Source organism: Streptomyces rubellus (assembly GCF_036323805.1).
GTDB lineage: Bacteria > Actinomycetota > Actinomycetes > Streptomycetales > Streptomycetaceae > Streptomyces.
Genome location: NZ_JAZDCX010000011.1, coordinates 64,378 through 80,956, shown reverse-complemented (window position 1 = coordinate 80,956; position 16,579 = coordinate 64,378). Strand labels below are relative to the sequence as shown.

The 16,579-nt window shown below is 75.8% G+C and carries 13 protein-coding genes and 2 pseudogenes; 8 read left to right on the top strand and 7 right to left on the bottom strand.

Going from position 1 to position 16,579, the window contains the following annotated elements; translation table 11 throughout:
* Positions 1-23: 23 nt before the first annotated feature.
* Positions 24-1,196, bottom strand: a complete 1,173-nt coding sequence (xylA, locus tag V1L54_RS15030) for a xylose isomerase (protein WP_330118491.1) — start codon at positions 1,194-1,196, stop codon at positions 24-26.
* Between the two features lie 78 nt (positions 1,197-1,274).
* Here xylA and xylB point away from each other — a divergent pair, with 78 nt between their 5' ends.
* From xylB to V1L54_RS15000, 6 genes are all read left to right on the top strand, one after another.
* Entirely contained in the window at positions 1,275-2,702 is a 1,428-nt protein-coding gene (xylB, locus tag V1L54_RS15025; RefSeq protein WP_330118490.1) for a xylulokinase, read from the top strand.
* Between the two features lie 59 nt (positions 2,703-2,761).
* Positions 2,762-3,973 carry an ROK family protein gene (locus V1L54_RS15020; RefSeq protein ID WP_330118489.1) on the top strand — a complete coding sequence of 404 codons (1,212 nt, stop codon included), beginning with the start codon at positions 2,762-2,764 and terminating at the stop codon, positions 3,971-3,973.
* 58 nt (positions 3,974-4,031) lie between these two features.
* The gene (sigJ, locus tag V1L54_RS15015; protein ID WP_330118488.1) at positions 4,032-4,907 is read left to right on the top strand and encodes an RNA polymerase sigma factor SigJ; all 876 of its coding nucleotides are present in this window, start codon (positions 4,032-4,034) and stop codon (positions 4,905-4,907) included.
* A gap of 55 nt (positions 4,908-4,962) precedes the next feature.
* A complete protein-coding gene (locus tag V1L54_RS15010; RefSeq protein ID WP_330118487.1) occupies positions 4,963-6,084 on the top strand; it encodes an NAD(P)/FAD-dependent oxidoreductase in 1,122 nt (373 codons plus the stop codon).
* A 186-nt stretch (positions 6,085-6,270) separates the two neighbouring features.
* Complete coding sequence (locus V1L54_RS15005; RefSeq protein WP_330118486.1) at positions 6,271-7,773, top strand: acyl-CoA synthetase; 1,503 nt, start codon at positions 6,271-6,273, stop codon at positions 7,771-7,773.
* Positions 7,766-9,151 (top strand): carboxyl transferase domain-containing protein, encoded by a 1,386-nt coding sequence (locus V1L54_RS15000; protein WP_330118485.1) that lies wholly within the window; start codon positions 7,766-7,768, stop codon positions 9,149-9,151. Before V1L54_RS15005 ends, V1L54_RS15000 begins: the two co-directional genes overlap by 8 nt.
* Positions 9,152-9,191: 40 nt before the next feature.
* Here V1L54_RS15000 and V1L54_RS14995 read toward each other — a convergent pair whose 3' ends face one another.
* The 3 genes and pseudogenes from V1L54_RS14995 to V1L54_RS29630 all read right to left on the bottom strand — a co-directional run.
* Positions 9,192-10,241, bottom strand: a complete 1,050-nt coding sequence (locus V1L54_RS14995) for an MsnO8 family LLM class oxidoreductase (protein WP_330118484.1) — start codon at positions 10,239-10,241, stop codon at positions 9,192-9,194.
* 54 nt (positions 10,242-10,295) lie between these two features.
* Positions 10,296-10,835 (bottom strand): annotated as a pseudogene (locus V1L54_RS14990) (LuxR C-terminal-related transcriptional regulator); the annotation flags it as partial.
* A gap of 43 nt (positions 10,836-10,878) precedes the next feature.
* Positions 10,879-11,445, bottom strand: a pseudogene (locus tag V1L54_RS29630) (sensor histidine kinase); the annotation flags it as partial.
* Between the two features lie 124 nt (positions 11,446-11,569).
* Here V1L54_RS29630 and V1L54_RS14985 point away from each other — a divergent pair.
* On the top strand, positions 11,570-11,773 hold the full coding sequence (locus V1L54_RS14985; protein ID WP_330118483.1) for a hypothetical protein: 204 nt from the start codon (positions 11,570-11,572) through the stop codon (positions 11,771-11,773).
* A 271-nt stretch (positions 11,774-12,044) separates the two neighbouring features.
* On the opposite strand, the gene V1L54_RS14980 is transcribed toward V1L54_RS14985, so the two are convergent.
* On the bottom strand, positions 12,045-12,881 hold the full coding sequence (locus V1L54_RS14980) for a nitroreductase/quinone reductase family protein (protein ID WP_330118482.1): 837 nt from the start codon (positions 12,879-12,881) through the stop codon (positions 12,045-12,047).
* An 822-nt stretch (positions 12,882-13,703) separates the two neighbouring features.
* Between V1L54_RS14980 and V1L54_RS14975 the strand changes: the two genes are divergently transcribed.
* Positions 13,704-14,975 (top strand): extracellular solute-binding protein, encoded by a 1,272-nt coding sequence (locus tag V1L54_RS14975; protein ID WP_330118481.1) that lies wholly within the window; start codon positions 13,704-13,706, stop codon positions 14,973-14,975.
* Between the two features lie 39 nt (positions 14,976-15,014).
* On the opposite strand, the gene V1L54_RS14970 is transcribed toward V1L54_RS14975, so the two are convergent.
* Both V1L54_RS14970 and V1L54_RS14965 read right to left on the bottom strand, forming a co-directional pair.
* On the bottom strand, positions 15,015-15,563 hold the full coding sequence (locus V1L54_RS14970; RefSeq protein ID WP_330118480.1) for a hypothetical protein: 549 nt from the start codon (positions 15,561-15,563) through the stop codon (positions 15,015-15,017).
* Positions 15,560-16,543, bottom strand: coding sequence for an acetylxylan esterase (locus V1L54_RS14965; protein ID WP_330118479.1), 984 nt, complete (start codon positions 16,541-16,543; stop codon positions 15,560-15,562). The genes V1L54_RS14970 and V1L54_RS14965 overlap by 4 nt, the downstream gene beginning before the upstream one ends.
* Between the last annotated feature and the right edge of the window lie 36 nt (positions 16,544-16,579).

Here is a 16,579-nt window from a genome sequence, read left to right as displayed (position 1 = left end):
GGCCGCCGGCCGTACCGGCCGCGTCAGCCGCGGACGCCCAGCAGGTGGTCCATCGCCAGCTGGTCCAGCTTCTCGAAGGCCATGCCGCGCTTCGCCGCGGCGTCCACGTCGAACGACTCGAACGCGCCGGTGTCGGCCAGCAGGTCGGCGGGGGTCTCCCCCTCGTTCAGGGTGGGCTCGGCCAGCTCGTCCAGCCGCGAGGCGCGCAGCGCCTCCTGGACCTCGGGGTCGGCGCGGAAGGCGAGCGCCTTCTCCTTGAGGATCAGGTAGTTGCGCATGCAGCCGGCCGCCGAGGCCCACACACCGTCGAAGTCCTCGGTGCGCGGCGGCTTGAAGTCGAAGTGCCGCGGGCCCTCGTAGCCGGCCGACTCCAGCAGGTCCACCAGCCAGAACGCCTGGCGCAGGTCGCCGGCGCCGAAGCGGAAGTCCTGGTCGTACTTGATCCCGGACTGGCCGTTGAGGTCGATGTGGAACAGCTTGCCGTGCCACAGCGCCTGGGCGATGCCGTGCGGGAAGTTCAGCCCGGCCATCTGCTCGTGGCCGACCTCGGGGTTGAGGCCCACCCGGTCGGCGTGCTCCAGCTCGTTGATGAACGCCAGGGCGTGTCCGACCGTCGGCAGCAGGATGTCGCCGCGCGGCTCGTTGGGCTTGGGCTCGATGGCGAAGCGCAGGTCGTAGCCCTGCGAGACCACGTAGTCGCCGAGGAAGTCGAAGGCCTCCTTGAGGCGGTCCAGCGCGACCCGCACGTCCTTGGCGGCACCCGACTCGGCGCCCTCGCGGCCGCCCCAGGCGACGTAGGTGGTGGCGCCCAGCTCCACGGCCAGGTCGATGTTGCGCATGGTCTTGCGCAGCGCGTAGCGGCGCACGTCCCGGTCGTTGGCGGTGAAGGCGCCGTCCTTGAAGACCGGGTGGGTGAAGAGGTTGGTGGTGGCCATCGGCACCTTCATGCCGGTGGCGTCCAGCGCCTGGCGGAAGCGCTTGACGATGCCCTCGCGCTCGGTGTCGGAGGAGCCGAAGGGGATCAGGTCGTCGTCGTGGAAGGTGACGCCGTAGGCGCCCAGCTCGGAGAGCCTCTGGACGGACTCGACCGGGTCGAGGGCGGGACGGGTGGCGTCGCCGAAGGGGTCGCGTCCCTGCCAGCCGACGGTCCACAGACCGAAGGTGAACTTGTGCTCCGGTGCCGGCTCGTAACTCATGGCATGCCTCTCGGGTATTTCGTCATGGCCGTTTACAAATTAGTATGCGCCCAGAAGCCGCAGAGAGGAAGAGGCGACATGGCCGCACCCGAAGGTCCGCTCGTTGTCGGTGTGGACAGCTCGACGCAGTCCACGAAAGCGCTGGTCGTCGACGCGGCCACCGGCGAGGTGGTCGCGCGCGGCCAGGCGCCGCACACCGTGACGCCCGACCACGAGAGCGATCCCGAGCAGTGGTGGGAGGCGCTGTGCGCCGCGCTGGAGCAGTGCGGCCCGGTCGTCCACCAGGCCGCCGCGGTCTCCGTCGGCGGGCAGCAGCACGGCCTGGTGACCCTGGACGGGCAGGGCCGTCCGGTCCGCCCCGCCCTGCTGTGGAACGACGTGCGCTCCGCCCCGCAGCGCGACCGCCTGGTGGCGGAGCTGGGCGGTCCCGAGGTGTGGGCCGAGCGCTTCGGCAGCGTCCCGGCGGCGTCCTTCACCGTCACCAAGTGGGCCTGGCTGCGCGAGAGGGAGCCGGAGAACGCCGCGGCCGTGGCGGCGGTACGGCTGCCGCACGACTACCTGACCGGGCGGCTGACCGGCCAGGGCACCACCGACCGCGGCGACGCCTCGGGCACCGGCTGGTGGTCGACGGCCACCGAGTCCTACGACCAGGAGATCCTGGAGCACGTCGGCCTCTCCGCCGACGCGCTGCCCAGGGTGCTGGGCCACGGCGAGGCGGCCGGCACCGTACGGCCGCTGGAGGGGCTGCCGCTGCCGCAGGGCGCGCTGGTCGCCGCCGGCACCGGCGACAACATGGCCGCCGCGCTGGGACTGGGCCTGCGCCCGGGCCAGCCGGTGCTGAGCCTGGGCACCTCCGGCACGGTCTACGCCGTGACCACCCGCCGCCCCGCCGACCCCACCGGCACCGTCGCCGGCTTCGCCGACGCCCGCACCGACTGGCTGCCGCTGGCCTGCACCCTCAACTGCACCCTGGCCGTGGACCGGGTCGCGGCCCTGTTCGGCCTGGACCGCGAGGCGGTCGAGCCGGGCGGCGGCGTCACCGTGCTGCCCTTCCTGGACGGCGAGCGCACCCCCAACCTGCCCTACGCCTCCGGCACCCTGACCGGGCTGCGGCACGACACCACGCCCGGCCAGATCCTCCAGGCCACCTACGACGGCGCGGTCTACGCGCTGCTGGGCGCCCTGGACCTGGTGCTGGACGCCGACGCCGCCCCCGACACCCCGATCCTGCTGATCGGCGGCGGTGCCAGGGGCACGGCCTGGCGCGAGACCGTCCGCCGGCTGTCCGGCCGCCCGGTCCAGGTGCCGCGCGCACAGGAGCTGGTCGCGCTCGGCGCCGCGGCGCAGGCCGCCGCCCTGCTGCTGGGCGAGGACGCGGCCGCGGTGGCCCGCCGCTGGTCCACCGCCGACGGTCCGGCCCACGAGGCGGTGGAGCGCGACGAGGAGGCGCTGGCCCGGCTCGCCGCCGTCCTGGAGGGCGCGGGCCCGCTACTGCACCGGCACTGACGGCGCCCTCACCGGGGCCGGCCCGGCACCGGAGAACTCAAGAAGGAGCACAAGGACCGATGGCAGCCCCCGCGCCCACCACCCAGCAGGAGATGCGGCAGCGGAACCTGGCGCGCGTGCTGCACACGGTGGCCGCCGGGGGCCGGCTGTCGCGGGCCGGGGTGGCGGCGCGGATAGGGCTCACCCGCGCCGCCGTCTCCACCCTGGTGGACGAGCTCCTCGGGGCCGGGCTGCTGACGGAGCTGGGACCGGGCCGGTCCGGCGCGGTGGGCCGTCCCGGCACCGCGCTGGCGCTCAGTGACCGCGGTCCCTGCGGGATCGGCGCCGAGATCGGCGTCGACCACCTCGCCGTGTGCGCCGTCGACCTGCGCGGCGAGGTCCGCGCCCGCACGGCGGTGGACGCGGCGAACCGCGACAGCGATCCGGTCCCGGTGCTGCGGCAGCTGGCCGGCCTGGTGCGGGAGACGGCCGAGGAGGTCCGCGGGCTGGGACTGCGGCCGGCCGGGCTCACCGTGGCCGTGCCGGGCCTGGTCGCCCGCGGCACCACCACCGTCGTACGCGCCCCCAACCTGGGCTGGACGGACCTCGACCTCGCGCCCCTGCTCGGCGCGGCGGTGCCGGGGGCCGGCGCGGTGTGCGCCGTCGACAACGAGGCCAACCTCGGCGCCCTGGCCGAGCTGTGGCTGGGCGGCCACACCCCGCCGCCCGGCGACTTCGTGCACGTCTCGGCGGAGATCGGCATCGGCGCCGCGGTCGTGGTGGACGGCGAGCTGCTGCGCGGTGCGCGCGGGTTCGCCGGCGAGCTGGGCCATGTGCCGGTACGCCCGCAGGGCCGCCCGTGCGTCTGCGGCGGGATCGGCTGTCTGGAGCAGTACGCGGGCGAGGAGGCGGTCCTGCGGGCCGCCGGTTTCGACCCGGCGGCCACCGCCGCCCGCCACCCCGGCCCCGGTGCCCGCATCGACCTGCTGCTGGCCCGCGCGGAGGACGGCGACCGGGCGGTGCGCCGGGCGCTGCGCGAGGCCGGGACGGCCCTGGGCACCGCGCTGACCGGCGCGGTCAACCTGCTGGACCCGCGCACCGTGGTCCTGGGCGGCGCCCTCGCCCGGCTGGCGCCCTGGCTGCTGCCCGCGCTGGAGCGGGAGCTGGACCGCCGGCTGGCCGGCCCGCCGACGGTGGCGGTCTCCCGGCTCGGCCCGGAGGGCCCGCTGCGGGGCGCGGCCCACTCGGTGGTGCGGGCGGTCCTGGACGATCCGCTGGCCCACCGCGTCTGACGGTCCCGGGGCGCCGGGCACCGGTGGCTCACGGGGGCCGGTGTGGGAGAGTCCCCCCATGGCTGAACTGGCGGCGTTCGAGGAGCAGCGCGGACGGCTGTGGGGCATCGCGTACCGGCTGACCGGTTCGGTGATGGACGCCGACGACGCCGTCCAGGAGGCGTGGCTGCGCTGGCAGGCGCTGCCGGACGGGGCGGCGGACAACCCCCGGGCGTACCTCACGACCGTCGTCAGCCGCATCTGCTACGACCGGCTCGGCTCCGCGCGGGCCCGCCGGGAGACGTATCCGGGGCCCTGGCTCCCCGAGCCGGTCGTCACCGACCCCGGTCCCGAGGAGCGGGCCACCCTGGACGAGTCGGTGGGACTCGCCCTGCTGGCGGTCCTGGAGCGGCTCACCCCCGCCGAACGCACGGCGTTCGTCCTGCACGACGTCTTCGGCGTCCCGTTCCCGCAGATCGCCGAGGTGGTGGGGAGAAGTCCGCAGGCGGTACGGCAACTGGCCTCCCGGGCGCGCGGACGGGTCCGGGACCAGGCCCCGCACCGGTCCGCGGACCGCGCCGAGCACCGCCGGGTCGTCGACGCCTTCCTGACGGCCGCGGCCGGCGGTGACCTCGCGGCCCTGGCGCGTGTCCTCGACCCGGACGTGGTGTGGCACTCCGACGGCGGCGGCCGGGTGACCGCGGCCCGCGTCCCGGTGGCCGGCGCGGAGCGGGTCCTGCGTCTGCTGGCGGGGATCGCCCGGCAGTACGACCCGGAGACCGCGAGCCTGCTGCCGCGGGACGTCAACGGCGCCCCGGGAGTGGTCTTCGCCGACCGGTCCCGCGGGCTGGTCGGCGTCTTCGCCCTCACCGTGCACGAGGGCCGGATCACCCGTGTCGACCTCGTCGTCAACCCCGACAAACTGCGCCACGTCGCGCCCCGTTTCCTGCCCTGACCCGGTGTGAGGCACCTCACTGTCACACTCGCCGCGGCCGTGCCGTCCCCCTTGCATGACAGCTACCGACATCAGCAGAAGGAACGGCAACCGGTACGGCGGACGGCGGATCGTGGTGCTCGGCGCGGGGTACGCCGGTCTCTCGGCGGCCCTGCGGCTGGCACCGCACCACCGGGTGGTCCTCGTGGCGCCGGGGGGCGACTTCACCGAACGGATACGGCTTCACGAACTCGCCGCCGGAGGGCGCGAGTCCGTCGGCCACCCCCTGTCCCGGCTCCTGGCCGGCACCGGGATCCGGCATGTCCCCGCCCGTGCCACGGCACTCGACCCGGCCACCCGCGAGGTCACCACGGACGGCGGGGACGTCCTCGGCTACGACCGGCTCGTCTACGCGCTCGGCAGCCGCACCCGGACGCCCGGCGACGCGGCCGGCGACGTGCGGGTCCACACCCCCGAGACGGCCGCCGCGCTCCACGCGCGGCTGCGCGGCGGCCCCGGCCGGCTCACCGTGGTGGGCGGCGGGCTCACCGGCATCGAGACGGCCGCCGAGATCGCACAGCGCCACCCGGACTGGCGGGTGCGCCTGGTCACCGCCGGGGAGCTGGGCGGCGGGCTCTCCGGCCCCGGGCGCGCCCACGTCCGCGCGGTCCTGACGGAGCTGGGGGTGTCCGTGACGGAGGGGCGGCGCCTCTCCTCCGTCGCCGAGGCCGACGCCGACGCCGTCGTCTGGGCGGCCTCGACGGTGCCGAACACACGGCTCGCGGCGGACGCCGGGCTCGCCGTCGAGGAGGGCACCGGGCAGCTGCGCGTCGACGCGGCCCTCCGCTCGGTGACGCACCCGGAGATCCTGGTCGCCGGGGACGCCGCCGCCGGGCTGCGCATGTCCTGCGCCACCGCGATGCCCACCGGCGTACGGGCGGCGGAGACCGTCCTGGCGGAGGCCCGCGGCGCACGGCCGCGGCCGCTGCGCTTCCGCTACCTGGGCCAGTGCGTGAGTCTGGGACGCGACGACGGGCTGGTCCAGTTCACGCGTTCCGACGACTCCCCCCGCGAGAGGATCGTCACCGGCCGCCGGGCCGCCTGGATCAAGGAGCAGGTGGTGCGTTCCACCGTCGGCCAGCTGCGCTTCGCCGCCCGCCGTCCGGGCCTGGCCCGGCGCGTTCTCACATTCGGCTGAGCCGGGACACCGCACGGTGCGTACCGCCCGGGGAAGGATCAACCCGGGCGGTACGCGCCGCCGCGCGGCGGCGAAGATCACCCCGGGCTGCGCGCCGCCCGGCACGTGGGCCACCCTGGAGACCAGCGGCCGGCAGGACGGACCCGAGACTGACCACGGACGGACCCAGGAACGAGGAGCCACCAGGTGCCCACACTCTTCCCCCAGCTGTACAAGGCGCCGGCCAGGCCCGCGCTCCGCTTCGGCGACTCCGGCGGCGAGGCGGACGAGGTGATCGACTACGGCCGGCTGGCCGGCGCCGCCCGTTCGCTCGCCCTGCGGATCGCCGACGCCCGGCGGGTCGCCGTGTGGGCGACGCCCTCCCCGCACACCTGTGTCGGCGTCCTGGCCGCGCTGCTGGCCGGGGTGCCCGCCGTCCCCGTCAACCCGCGGATCGGCGACGGCGAACTGGCCCACATCCTCTCCGACAGCACACCCTCGACGGTGCTGGCCGCTCCCGGCGACGACCTGCCCGAGGCGCTCGCCGCGCTCCCCCGCGCCGATGTCCCGCTGGAGTCCGAGGAGCCCGGTACGGAGGTCCGGCATCCCGCGGACGCCACGGAGCCCGACGAGAACCGCCCCGCCCTGATCGTCTACACCTCCGGCACCACCGGCCCGCCCAAGGGCGTGGTCCTGCCGCGCCGGGCCATCGCGGTCACCCTGGACGACCTGGCCGACGCCTGGGGGTGGACCGGGGACGACGTACTGGTGCACGCCCTGCCGCTGTTCCATGTGCACGGACTGATCCTGGGCGTGCTGGGACCGCTGCGGCACGGCGGGACCCTCCACCACCTGGGCCGGTTCTCACCCGGGGGCGTCGCCGCCGCGCTGGAGGCGGGCGGCACCATGCTGTTCGGGGTGCCGACGATGTACCACCGGCTGGCCGAGGTCCTCGACGGCGACGGGGCGGGCCGGGAGGGGAGCGCCGCCCGGCTGGCCTCGGCCCTGCGCGGCGCCCGGCTGCTGGTCTCCGGCTCGGCCGCGCTGCCCCGGCACGACCACGAGCGGATCGAGGCCGCCACCGGACGGCGTGTCGTCGAGCGCTACGGGATGACCGAGACGCTGATGATCACCAGTGTCCGGCCGGACGGCGCGAGCCGCCCCGGCACGGTGGGCACCCCGCTGCGCAGCGTGGACGTACGGCTGGTCGACGAGCAGGAGAAGCGGATCGAGGAGAGCGACGGGGAGACCGTCGGCGAGATCCAGGTGCGCGGACCGAACCTGTTCACCGAGTACCTGGGCCGTCCGGACGCCACCGCGGACGCCTTCGCGGGCGGCTGGTTCCGCACCGGCGACATGGCGGTCCGGGACGCCGACGGCCACTACCGGATCGTGGGCCGCAAATCGACCGACCTGATCAAGAGCGGCGGCTACAAGATCGGCGCCGGGGAGATCGAGAACTGTCTGCTGGGACACCCCGCGGTGGCCGAGGCCGCCGTCACCGGCGAGCCCGACCCGGACCTGGGCGAGCGGATCGTGGCCTGGGTCGTCCCGGCGGCGGACGGGCCGCGGCCCGGCGCCGAGGAGCTGGCCGGGTACGTCGCCGGGCGGCTCGCCCCGCACAAGCGGCCCCGGACCGTGCGGTTCCTGGCGGCCCTGCCCCGCAACGACATGGGCAAGGTGATGAAGCGGGAGCTGTCCCATGGCTGACCGGCTCCCGGCCCGCGCGGTGCTCGACGCGCTGGCCGACGACTTCACCGAACTGCCCGGCGGCGGTACGGACGGGGCCGCCGCCGACGACGGCGACGACGGGGCCGACGGCGACGGCCCGCTCGGCTGGCCGGACTACGGCGCGGCCCGCGCCCGGGCCCGCGCGCTGACCGGCGAGGAGGAGTCGGTGGTGTGCGGCACCGGCACGGTCGACGGCACCCCGGCGGTACTGGTCGCCTTCGAGTTCGCCTTCCTCGGCGGCTCCCTCGGGCGGCGCGCCGGCGACCGGATCGAGGCCGCCCACCGGTGCGCCCGCGAACGGCGGCTGCCGGTGGTGTCGCTGATCGCGACCGGCGGCAGCCGGATGCAGGAGGGCATGGTGGCCCTGACCCAGCTCCAGCGCGTGGCCCGGCAGTCCGCGCTGACCCGCGCGGCGGGCCTGCCGCAGCTCGCCGTGGCCCGCGACCCGACGACCGGCGGCGGCTGGGCGACGCTGGGCGCGGGCTCGGACGTGGTGCTGGCGCTGCCGGGGGCGCAGGTCGCCTTCGCGGGCTCCCGGGTCCGGCCCCCGGACGCCGACCCGGCCGCGTACGGCGCCGCGGAGAAACTGGCGGCCGGGCAGGTGGACCGGATCGTGCCGCCCGGCGAGCTGCGGGGGGTGCTGGGCCGCTGGCTGTCCCTGCTCTCCCCGCCGGGCACCTCCCCGGACACCGCACCGGCCGAGCCGCCGCGCGCGCTCGGCACCCCGGGGGGCGAGCCGGGACCGCCGGAGTCCGGCTGGGCGGCGGTCCAGCGGGCCCGCTCGCCGCACCGGCCGCGCGCCGACGCCTACCTGGAGGCGTACTTCGAGTTCCGCGAGGAGCTCTCCGGCGACCGCTGCGGCGGCAACGACCCGGGGGTGCGCTGCGGTTTCGGACGGCGGCGGGACGGCCGTACGGTCGCCTACGCCGCCCAGTGCGGCACCCCGACCCGGCCGGCGGGCTTCCGCACCGCCGCCCGGCTGATCCGGCTGGCCGGCCGGCTGGGCATCCCGGTGCTCACCCTGGTGGACACCCCGGGTGCGGCCAACGACGCGGCGGCCGAGCGCTCCGGCGCGGGCCCGGCCGTCGCGGAGGCCTTCGCGGCCCTCGCCGAGGCCCGGGTGCCGGTGACGACCCTGGTGATCGGGGAGGGCGGCTCGGGCGGCGCCCTGGCACTGGCGGCGCCGGGGAACACCTGGATCACCCCGGACGGCTACTTCTCCGTCATCGCGCCGGAGTCGGCGGCGGCCATCCTCAAGCGCGGCCCGGACCAGGTGCGCGCCACCGCCGACGCGCTGCGGCTGCGTCCGCAGGACCTGGTGGAGCTGGGCGTCGCCCGTGGCGTCGTGGGGCCGTGACGGACCGGCCCGCGGACTCCCGGCGCGCGGGACCGGGTCGTCAGCGGCCAGGCCGTGACGGCCCGGTCCCGGCGCCGGGGGCCAGGCCCGCCAGACGGGCCAGTCTGCGGTAGGAGTCCAGGCGCCGGCCGTGGTCGTGGGCGCTGAGGGTGAGCAGCAGCTCGTCGGCGCCGGTGCGCACCACCAGGGCGGCGAGCGCCGCCGCCACCTCCTCCTCCGTCCCGTGGACCTGCGCGGAACGCGCCTCGGCGAGCAGGGTGCGCTCGCGTTCGGTCATCTCCCGGGCCGCCACCTCCTCGGGCGGTTCGAGCGGCGGGAAGACGCCCCGGACGCGGGAGACCACCGTCGCCCACGCCTCGGGCAGCTGGGTCAGCGCCGCCTCCTCGGCGGTGGCGCCGACCGCCGCGTTCACCGAGACGATCACCCGGGGTTCCGGGGACGTTCCCGGGAGGGCGGAGGGGCGGAAGGCCGCTCGGTAGCCGTCGATCGCGCGCAGCATCCGCTCCTCGCCGCGGGCCGGGGCGATCACCAGCGGCAGCCCGTGCTCGGCGGCGAGCGCCGCGCCCGCTCCGGTGGCCAGCAGGAACACCGGTACCCGCAGCCCCTCGGCCGGTACCGCGGCCACTCCCCGGGAGTGGTCGCCGGAGAACCACTCCAGCAGTTCGGCCAGATCCGTGCCGAACCGTTCGGCGGCGTCCTTCTGCGCTCCCAGGGCCCGGCGGACGGCGCCGGTGAAGCCGACCGAGCGGCCCAGACCCATGTCGATCCGGCCGGGGAAGAGCGAGGCCAGCACCCCGAACTGCTCGGCGACCACCAGCGGCCGGTGATTGGGCAGCATCACCCCGCCGGTGCCGACCCTGATGCGGGTGGTGGCCGAGGCGACGGCCGCGGCCAGCACCGTCGGCGCGGCACCGGCCACCCCGGGCACCCCGTGGTGCTCGGCGACCCAGAAGCGGTGGTAGCCCAGCGCCTCGATCTCCCGGGCGAAGCGGACGGTGGCGCGCAGCGCACCGTCCGCCCCCTCGCCCCGCCGGACCAGGGAGCGGTCGAGGACCGAGAGGCGGACGGTGCTCAGGGGATCGGCGGCCATGCACCGTTCAACACCGCCGGCCGTACGGGATTCCCGGGGGCCCGCACGGGGCGGTCAGCGCCGCCGGGCGCCGCCTCCCGGCCCTCCGGATCCCCCCGGTCCCTCCGGCTCCTCCAGCAGTCCGGCGTCGTGGACCAGCAGGGCGATCTGGACCCGGTTGTTCAGGGCGAGCCTGGTGAGGATCCGCGAGACGTGCGTCTTCACCGTGGGGAGGCCCAGGTGGAGCACGGCGGCGATCTCGGCGTTGGAGCGGCCCTGTGCCACGGCGAGGGCGATCTGCCGCTCCCGCTCGCCCAGTTCCGCCAGCCGTCCGCGGGCCCGCTCCCGGCGCCCGTCGCGGCCGGCGGCGGTGACATGGGCGATGAGCCGCCGGGCGACGGCCGGGGAGAGCACCGGGTCGCCGGCGGCCACCCGCCGCACCGCCTCGACGATCTCGGCGGGCGGGGTGTCCTTGAGCAGGAAGCCGGCGGCCCCGGCCCGCAGCGCGCGCAGCACGTGGTCGTCGGCGTTGAAGGTGGTCAGGACGATCACCTCGGGCGGGCCGGGGCGGCGCAGCTCCTCGGTGGCGGCCAGTCCGTCCACTCCCGGCGGGCGGTGCGTCGGGCCGGAACTCCAGGGCGCCCGCGTGGACGCTGAGCAGCGAGAGCCGGTGGGCGAGGACGTCGTGCATCTCGCGGGCGACGGCCTCGCGGGTGTCGCGCCGGACCTTCTCGTAGCGGGAGGCGAGCAGCTGGCGCCGGGAGCGCACGTACATGCCCCAGCCGATCACCCCGCCGATCAGCACCAGGCCGAGGAACACGTCCAGTTCCGGCGGTGTCTCGGGATCGGGCCGGACCAGCACGGAGGCCACCAGGCAGACGAGGGCGAGCCCGGTGATCCAGGCGACGGTGCGCGGCCGGCGGTGCACGGCCACGGTGAACAGGGCCACTTCCAGCGGGCCGGCCGCGAAGTGCGAGAAGACCGGGACCGGCAGGATCGCCAGCGCCACCCCCACCGGCCACCGCCGCCGCAGCCACAGCGCGGCACAGGCCAGGGCACCGGCCGTCTGGTCGGCGGCCAGCCGGGTCGCGGAGATGTCCGGGTTGTCGACGACCGGCTCCGATGTGATGACGCTGAAGACGGCGGCCAGCACGAAGGCACCGATGTCGACGGCCCATTCGCGTCTGCCGCGCCGGACCGGCGCCGCGGGGAGGGGACGGGTCATGCGGGGAACCTAGCGGCCGTCCGCCCCGCCCCGCGCCCGGTGCCGTCCGAACGGATACCGAAGTCGCGCGGCCGCATACTTTGGTCGGTCGTCCGCGGCCGGGTGGCGTCCCTAGCCTGCGGGCATGAGGAAGCTCCTGGAACTCCTGGCCTTCCTGCTGATCGCCCAGGGCCTCGGCGGGGTCGCCCACCACTTCTTCGACTGGTTCGACCTGTGGGCGCTGGTCCACCGCGTCGGCTTCCTGGACGGCCACGAGCTCTACACGAGCGTCGTGCTGTTCGTGCTCGGCGTGGCGGTGGGCGGTGTCGCCGAGCGGCTCGGGCCGTGACGGCACGGGCCGCGGTGGCGCGGTGACCCGTTGAAGGCGGTGTCGGCTGCCGCCTTCAACGGAGTCTCCCGGGGGGCCGCCGGGCCTGGCCGACGGCGCCGGTGACTGCTGCGGGGTGCGCGCCGACGCGGCACGGGCGGCGGTGCCCCGTGCGGGTGGGCTACGGGACGGCTCCGAGGAGCCTGGCGAGGTCGTCCGCGGAGGCAGGGCGGCCGGGGGCGGAGAACATCCCGGCCGGTTCCGGGGCGGGACGCCGGGAGCAAGCGGCCTCTCAGGGCAGCGCGGCGTCGAGGACGGGGATCAACTTCTCCTCCTCGTACGCCAGATGGCCCTCCAGCTCGGCCGTGAGCCGCTCGACCTCGGCGAGCGTACGGGCGCGGCCCGCGCCGTCGGCGGACACCACCTCACGCAGCTCCGCCACCAGGTCCGCGATGTGCCGGTGTTCCTCGTGCAGCCGCTCCACGACCGGGGCGAGTTCGGGGCGCTGCCCGGCCAGGGCCGGGAACATCCCGGTGTCCTCCATGGTGTGGTGGTGCAGCAGCCCGCCGCAGAAGGTCAGGCAGTTGACCCTCAGCTGGGCGCCCAGCCCGGGACCGGACGCGGCGACCTCCGCACGGATCAGGGCGAGTTCGCGCCGGAACGCGTCGTGCACGAGCTTCAGCCCCTCCCCCATCGACCTCGCGCCCAGGTCCGGGGGCCCCGGGATCTCCCGGAGGGCCACCACCGGGATGACGCGCTCCGTCCGGTCCTGGTACTCGGCCCAGCCCGGGTCCGCCTCGGCGGCCCGGGCGAAGAGGCGGTCGCGTTCCGCGCCGGTCAGGACGGTGGCCTCCGCCTCGTAGGTGAAGACGCCGTCCTCGACGGTGACCCGCGGTTCGGCCACCAGGTTGCGGTACCAGTCCGGGTGGCGGGGCGCTCCCCCGGCCGAGGCGATGACCAGGATGCGGTCGCCGTCCGGGAGATAACCGACCGGGGTGGTGTGCGGGGCGCCGGAGCGGATCCCGGTGGTCGTCAGGAGGATCAGCCGGGCCCCCTCGAAAGGCCCGCCGACCCGTCCGTTGTTGGCGCGGAATTCCTCGATGACCTGCTGGTTGAAATCGTTCGGCATTCTCTGCTCTCTACTCGGGAAATGCGGCCCGCGAGCCGTACGCGGGCATGGCGATTTCACCCTTCGGTGTTTTCGCCGAAGCGGGCATTGCACGGGGGCGTGCCGGAATTCATTCGGTCCGCGGCTCATCCGCCGGACCGGCGCTCGTGCGGCCGGCAACAGGGGAACGGCGGTGGCAGCGGCGGATCGCCGGACACGCGGAACAGCGCGCGAACGCGCGGAGAAAGAAAGGGGATCGAGGTGTGCGGGGGCGGGCCTCTCGCCCGCCTCGGCCTCATGTCGAGGCCGGGTACCTCACTCGTGTGTGGCCCATGGCCGACCCGGCAGTCACGGTATGCAGCCTAGCGGTGGGAAATCTCCGCCGCAATGCCGTTCTCCGTCGCCGCGGAGAATTTCCGGAGGATCGTCCCCGCCCGTTCCGGCGAGCACCGAAGAGGGCCGGAAAGGGGGCAGGGGGACACCGGGAGGCCCCGGGCGCCGGGTGTGCGCTTCACACCGGACGAGGAGACGTACCGCCGTCCCCCGCGGGCGGGCCCGGCACGACCGGGGCGCCGCGAGCCCCTCCCCGGCGGGCCGGGCGACGGTGAAGGCCGGCGGCCGTCGACCGGTCGGCGGGCGGCGGTGAGCGGCAGGGGCGACGACGGGCGCGGTGGCGGGGGAACGCCGTTCACATCGCTCTCCGGTCACCGCGCGATCACGGATCGGCTCGGGGGGACCTTCCCCCCACTCCATAATGGCCTGAACCTTGACATGCGCTTGGTATGCACCAAATCTGTGACCGTCTCATCCGCCGTATCCGCACCACCCCCCGGGGGCCCCGCCATGCCCGTCCGCCGTCGCCTTGCCACGCTTCTCGCGGCCCTGGCCGTCCTGCTGCCCGTCGGCGGCTGCGGCACCCTGCCGGGATCCGACGACCCGCCCCGGAGCCTGCGGGTCTGGCTGATGCGGGGCAGCCTCTCCGAGGGCCTCACCGCGGCCGTCGTACGGGACTACGAGCGGAGCAACCCCGGTGTGGAGGTGGAGGTCGCCGTCCAGGACTGGTCCGGCATCGGCGACAAGGTCGCCGAAGCCCTGGCCTCGGACGATCCGCCGGACGTGATCGAGGTGGGGAACACCCAGGTGGCCCGGTACGTGGCCGAGGGCGGCGTCCGGAACCTCACCAACTGGGTGTACGACCTCGGCGGCGACTACTGGATCCCCGGCCTGAAGGAGCCGGGGAAGATCGGCGGCTTCCAGTACGGCGTCCCCTTCTACGCCGCCAACCGCGTCGTCATCTACCGCAAGGACCTCTTCGAGCGGGCCGGGATCACCGAGCCGCCCGCCGACCGCGAGGAGTGGATCGAGGCCACCGACCGGCTCGACCGGCCCGGACAGCAGGGCATCTACCTCCCCGGCCGGAACTGGTACGTCCTGGCGGGCTTCGTCTGGGACGAGGGCGGCGACCTCGCCGTCGAACGCAGCGGCCGGTGGTCGGGCGCCCTCCACACCCCCGAGGCGCTGCGCGGCATGGAGTTCTACCGCGAGCTCCACTCCCACGGCGCCGGCCCCGCCGACGCCGACGAGGCCGAGCCCGACCAGCGCGAGGTCTTCGCGGCGGGCGAGGTGGCCCAGATCATCGACGTGCCCGGCGCCGCGGAGCTGATCACCGAGACCAACCCGGGGCTGACGGGCAGGCTCGGCTTCTTCCCCGTCCCGGGCAAACGCGAGGGCGAGCCGGGGGCGGTGTTCACCGGCGGCTCGGTGCTGATCGTCCCCGAGCGGACGGACGCCTGGGACCCGGCGTACGCCTTCGTCAAACTGCTGACCGGCGAGAAGTGGCAGCGGAAGCTGGCCCGGACGATGAGCGTGGTGCCCAACAGCACCGAACTGGTCGGCGAACTGCGCGGCGACCCCGGTACGGCGGCGATGGCCGAGGGCTCCCGGAACGGCCACGCCACCCCCAACTCGCCCCGGTGGGGCGAACTGGAGGCGGACAACCCGGTCAAGGACTACCAGACGGCCGTGCTGCGCGGCGCCGATCCGGCCACCGCGGCGCGCGAGACCTCCGAGGAGATCACCGAGATCCTCGGCGGCCGCCGCGACCGCGGCGACTGACGCCACGCCCGGGGAGGAGCGCCCCGCCCGCCGGGGCGCTCAGCGGACCTCGCCCGCCAGGAAGTCCGCGCCCCAGGCGGCGAGCCGGTCGGCGAGCGGGCCGGTGCCGTCCAGCACGCGGCGGCCGAACGCCTCGCGCTCGTGGGCCAGTACGGCCGCCTCCCAGACGCAGGGGGCCAGTCCCGTACGGCCCGGGCGCAGCAGACCGGGCCGGCCGGCCGGGCCGGTGAAGACCGCCAGGTCGGACATGTGGCCCTCGATCCAGCTGTGGACCAGGACGTAGTCCCCGTCGCCGCCCGCATGCGCGATCACCACGGCGAGCCCGAGGGAGCCCCGGACGTCCCCGAGGGAGAGGTGCGCGCCGGCCACGCGCAGCGCCGCCGCCGCGAACTCCTCCGTCACCCCGCGCCCCGGCGCGGCGAGTGCGTACGCCTTCGCCAGCTGCCCGCCGGCCTCGTGGACGCCCAGCGCGCGTACGGTACGGGCGTGGTGGCCGTCGGCCAGGGCGAGCAGCGCGTCGGCGGCCACGGCCGCGGGCGGCCGCTGCCCCGGCGGGTGCTCCCCGCACGGCTCCGCGGACCGGCTCACCCGGCCACCGCCAGACCGCGCCCGCGCAGCCACAGCAGCTGCTCGTAGGGCTGCGAGGCGCGGCCCCCGCCGTGGTCGGCGAAGTGCCACACCCGGATGTCCTTCTCGGTGCCCGCGTAGCGGTGGTAGGCGGCGAAGACCGTCGAGGGCGGGCAGACCGGGTCCATCAGACCGACGCTGAACAGCGCGGGGGCGGTGGCGCGGCGCGCGAAGTGCAGTCCGTCGAAGTAGTTCAGGACGGCGAAGACGGCGTCGGGGTCGGTGCGCCGGTGCACTCCCAGGTAGTGGGCGATCTCCGGGTACGGACCGGCCGTGGCCAGTTCCGCGCCGCGCCGGAAGTGGCACAGGAACGGCACGTCCACCAGGGCCGCCGCCACCTTCTCCGGTGCCAGCGCGGCCACCGCCAGGGCCAGTCCGCCGCCCTGGCTGGCGCCGGCGGCCACCACCCGGTCCGGGTCCACCGCCGGGTGCCCGCGCACCGCGTCCACCGCGCGCACGCAGTCGGTCATCAGCCGCCGGTAGTAGTGGTTCGCGGGGTCGTCCAGGCCGCGGGTCATGAAGCCGCCCACGTACTGCGGGCTGGTCTCCGGGTGCGGGTCGGGGGTGTCGTGGCCCTGGCCCCGGCTGTCGACGACGAGGGTGGCGTATCCGGCCGCGCTCCACAGCAGGTGCTCGGTGTACAGACCGCGGCCGCCGCTGTAGCCGATGTAGTTGACCACCGCGGGCAGCGGGCCGCCGGCACCGCGCGGCAGGATCAGCCAGGCCGCGACGGGCTGGCCGGCCCAGCCGGGGAAGCGCACGTCGTACACCTCCACACCGGTCAGCGGGGCGTCGGCGATCCGCCGGTACTCCGCCGGGCCGGACTCCGCCGCCCGGGCCGCCGCCAGGGTCTTGGCCCAGAAGTCGTCGAAGTCCTCCGGTTCGGCCACCTCGGGCCGGTAGGCGCGCAGTTGGTCCAGCGGCAGGTCGGTCAGCGGCATACGGGCGTCCCCTCGTCGCGGCAAGCGCTTTCCCGG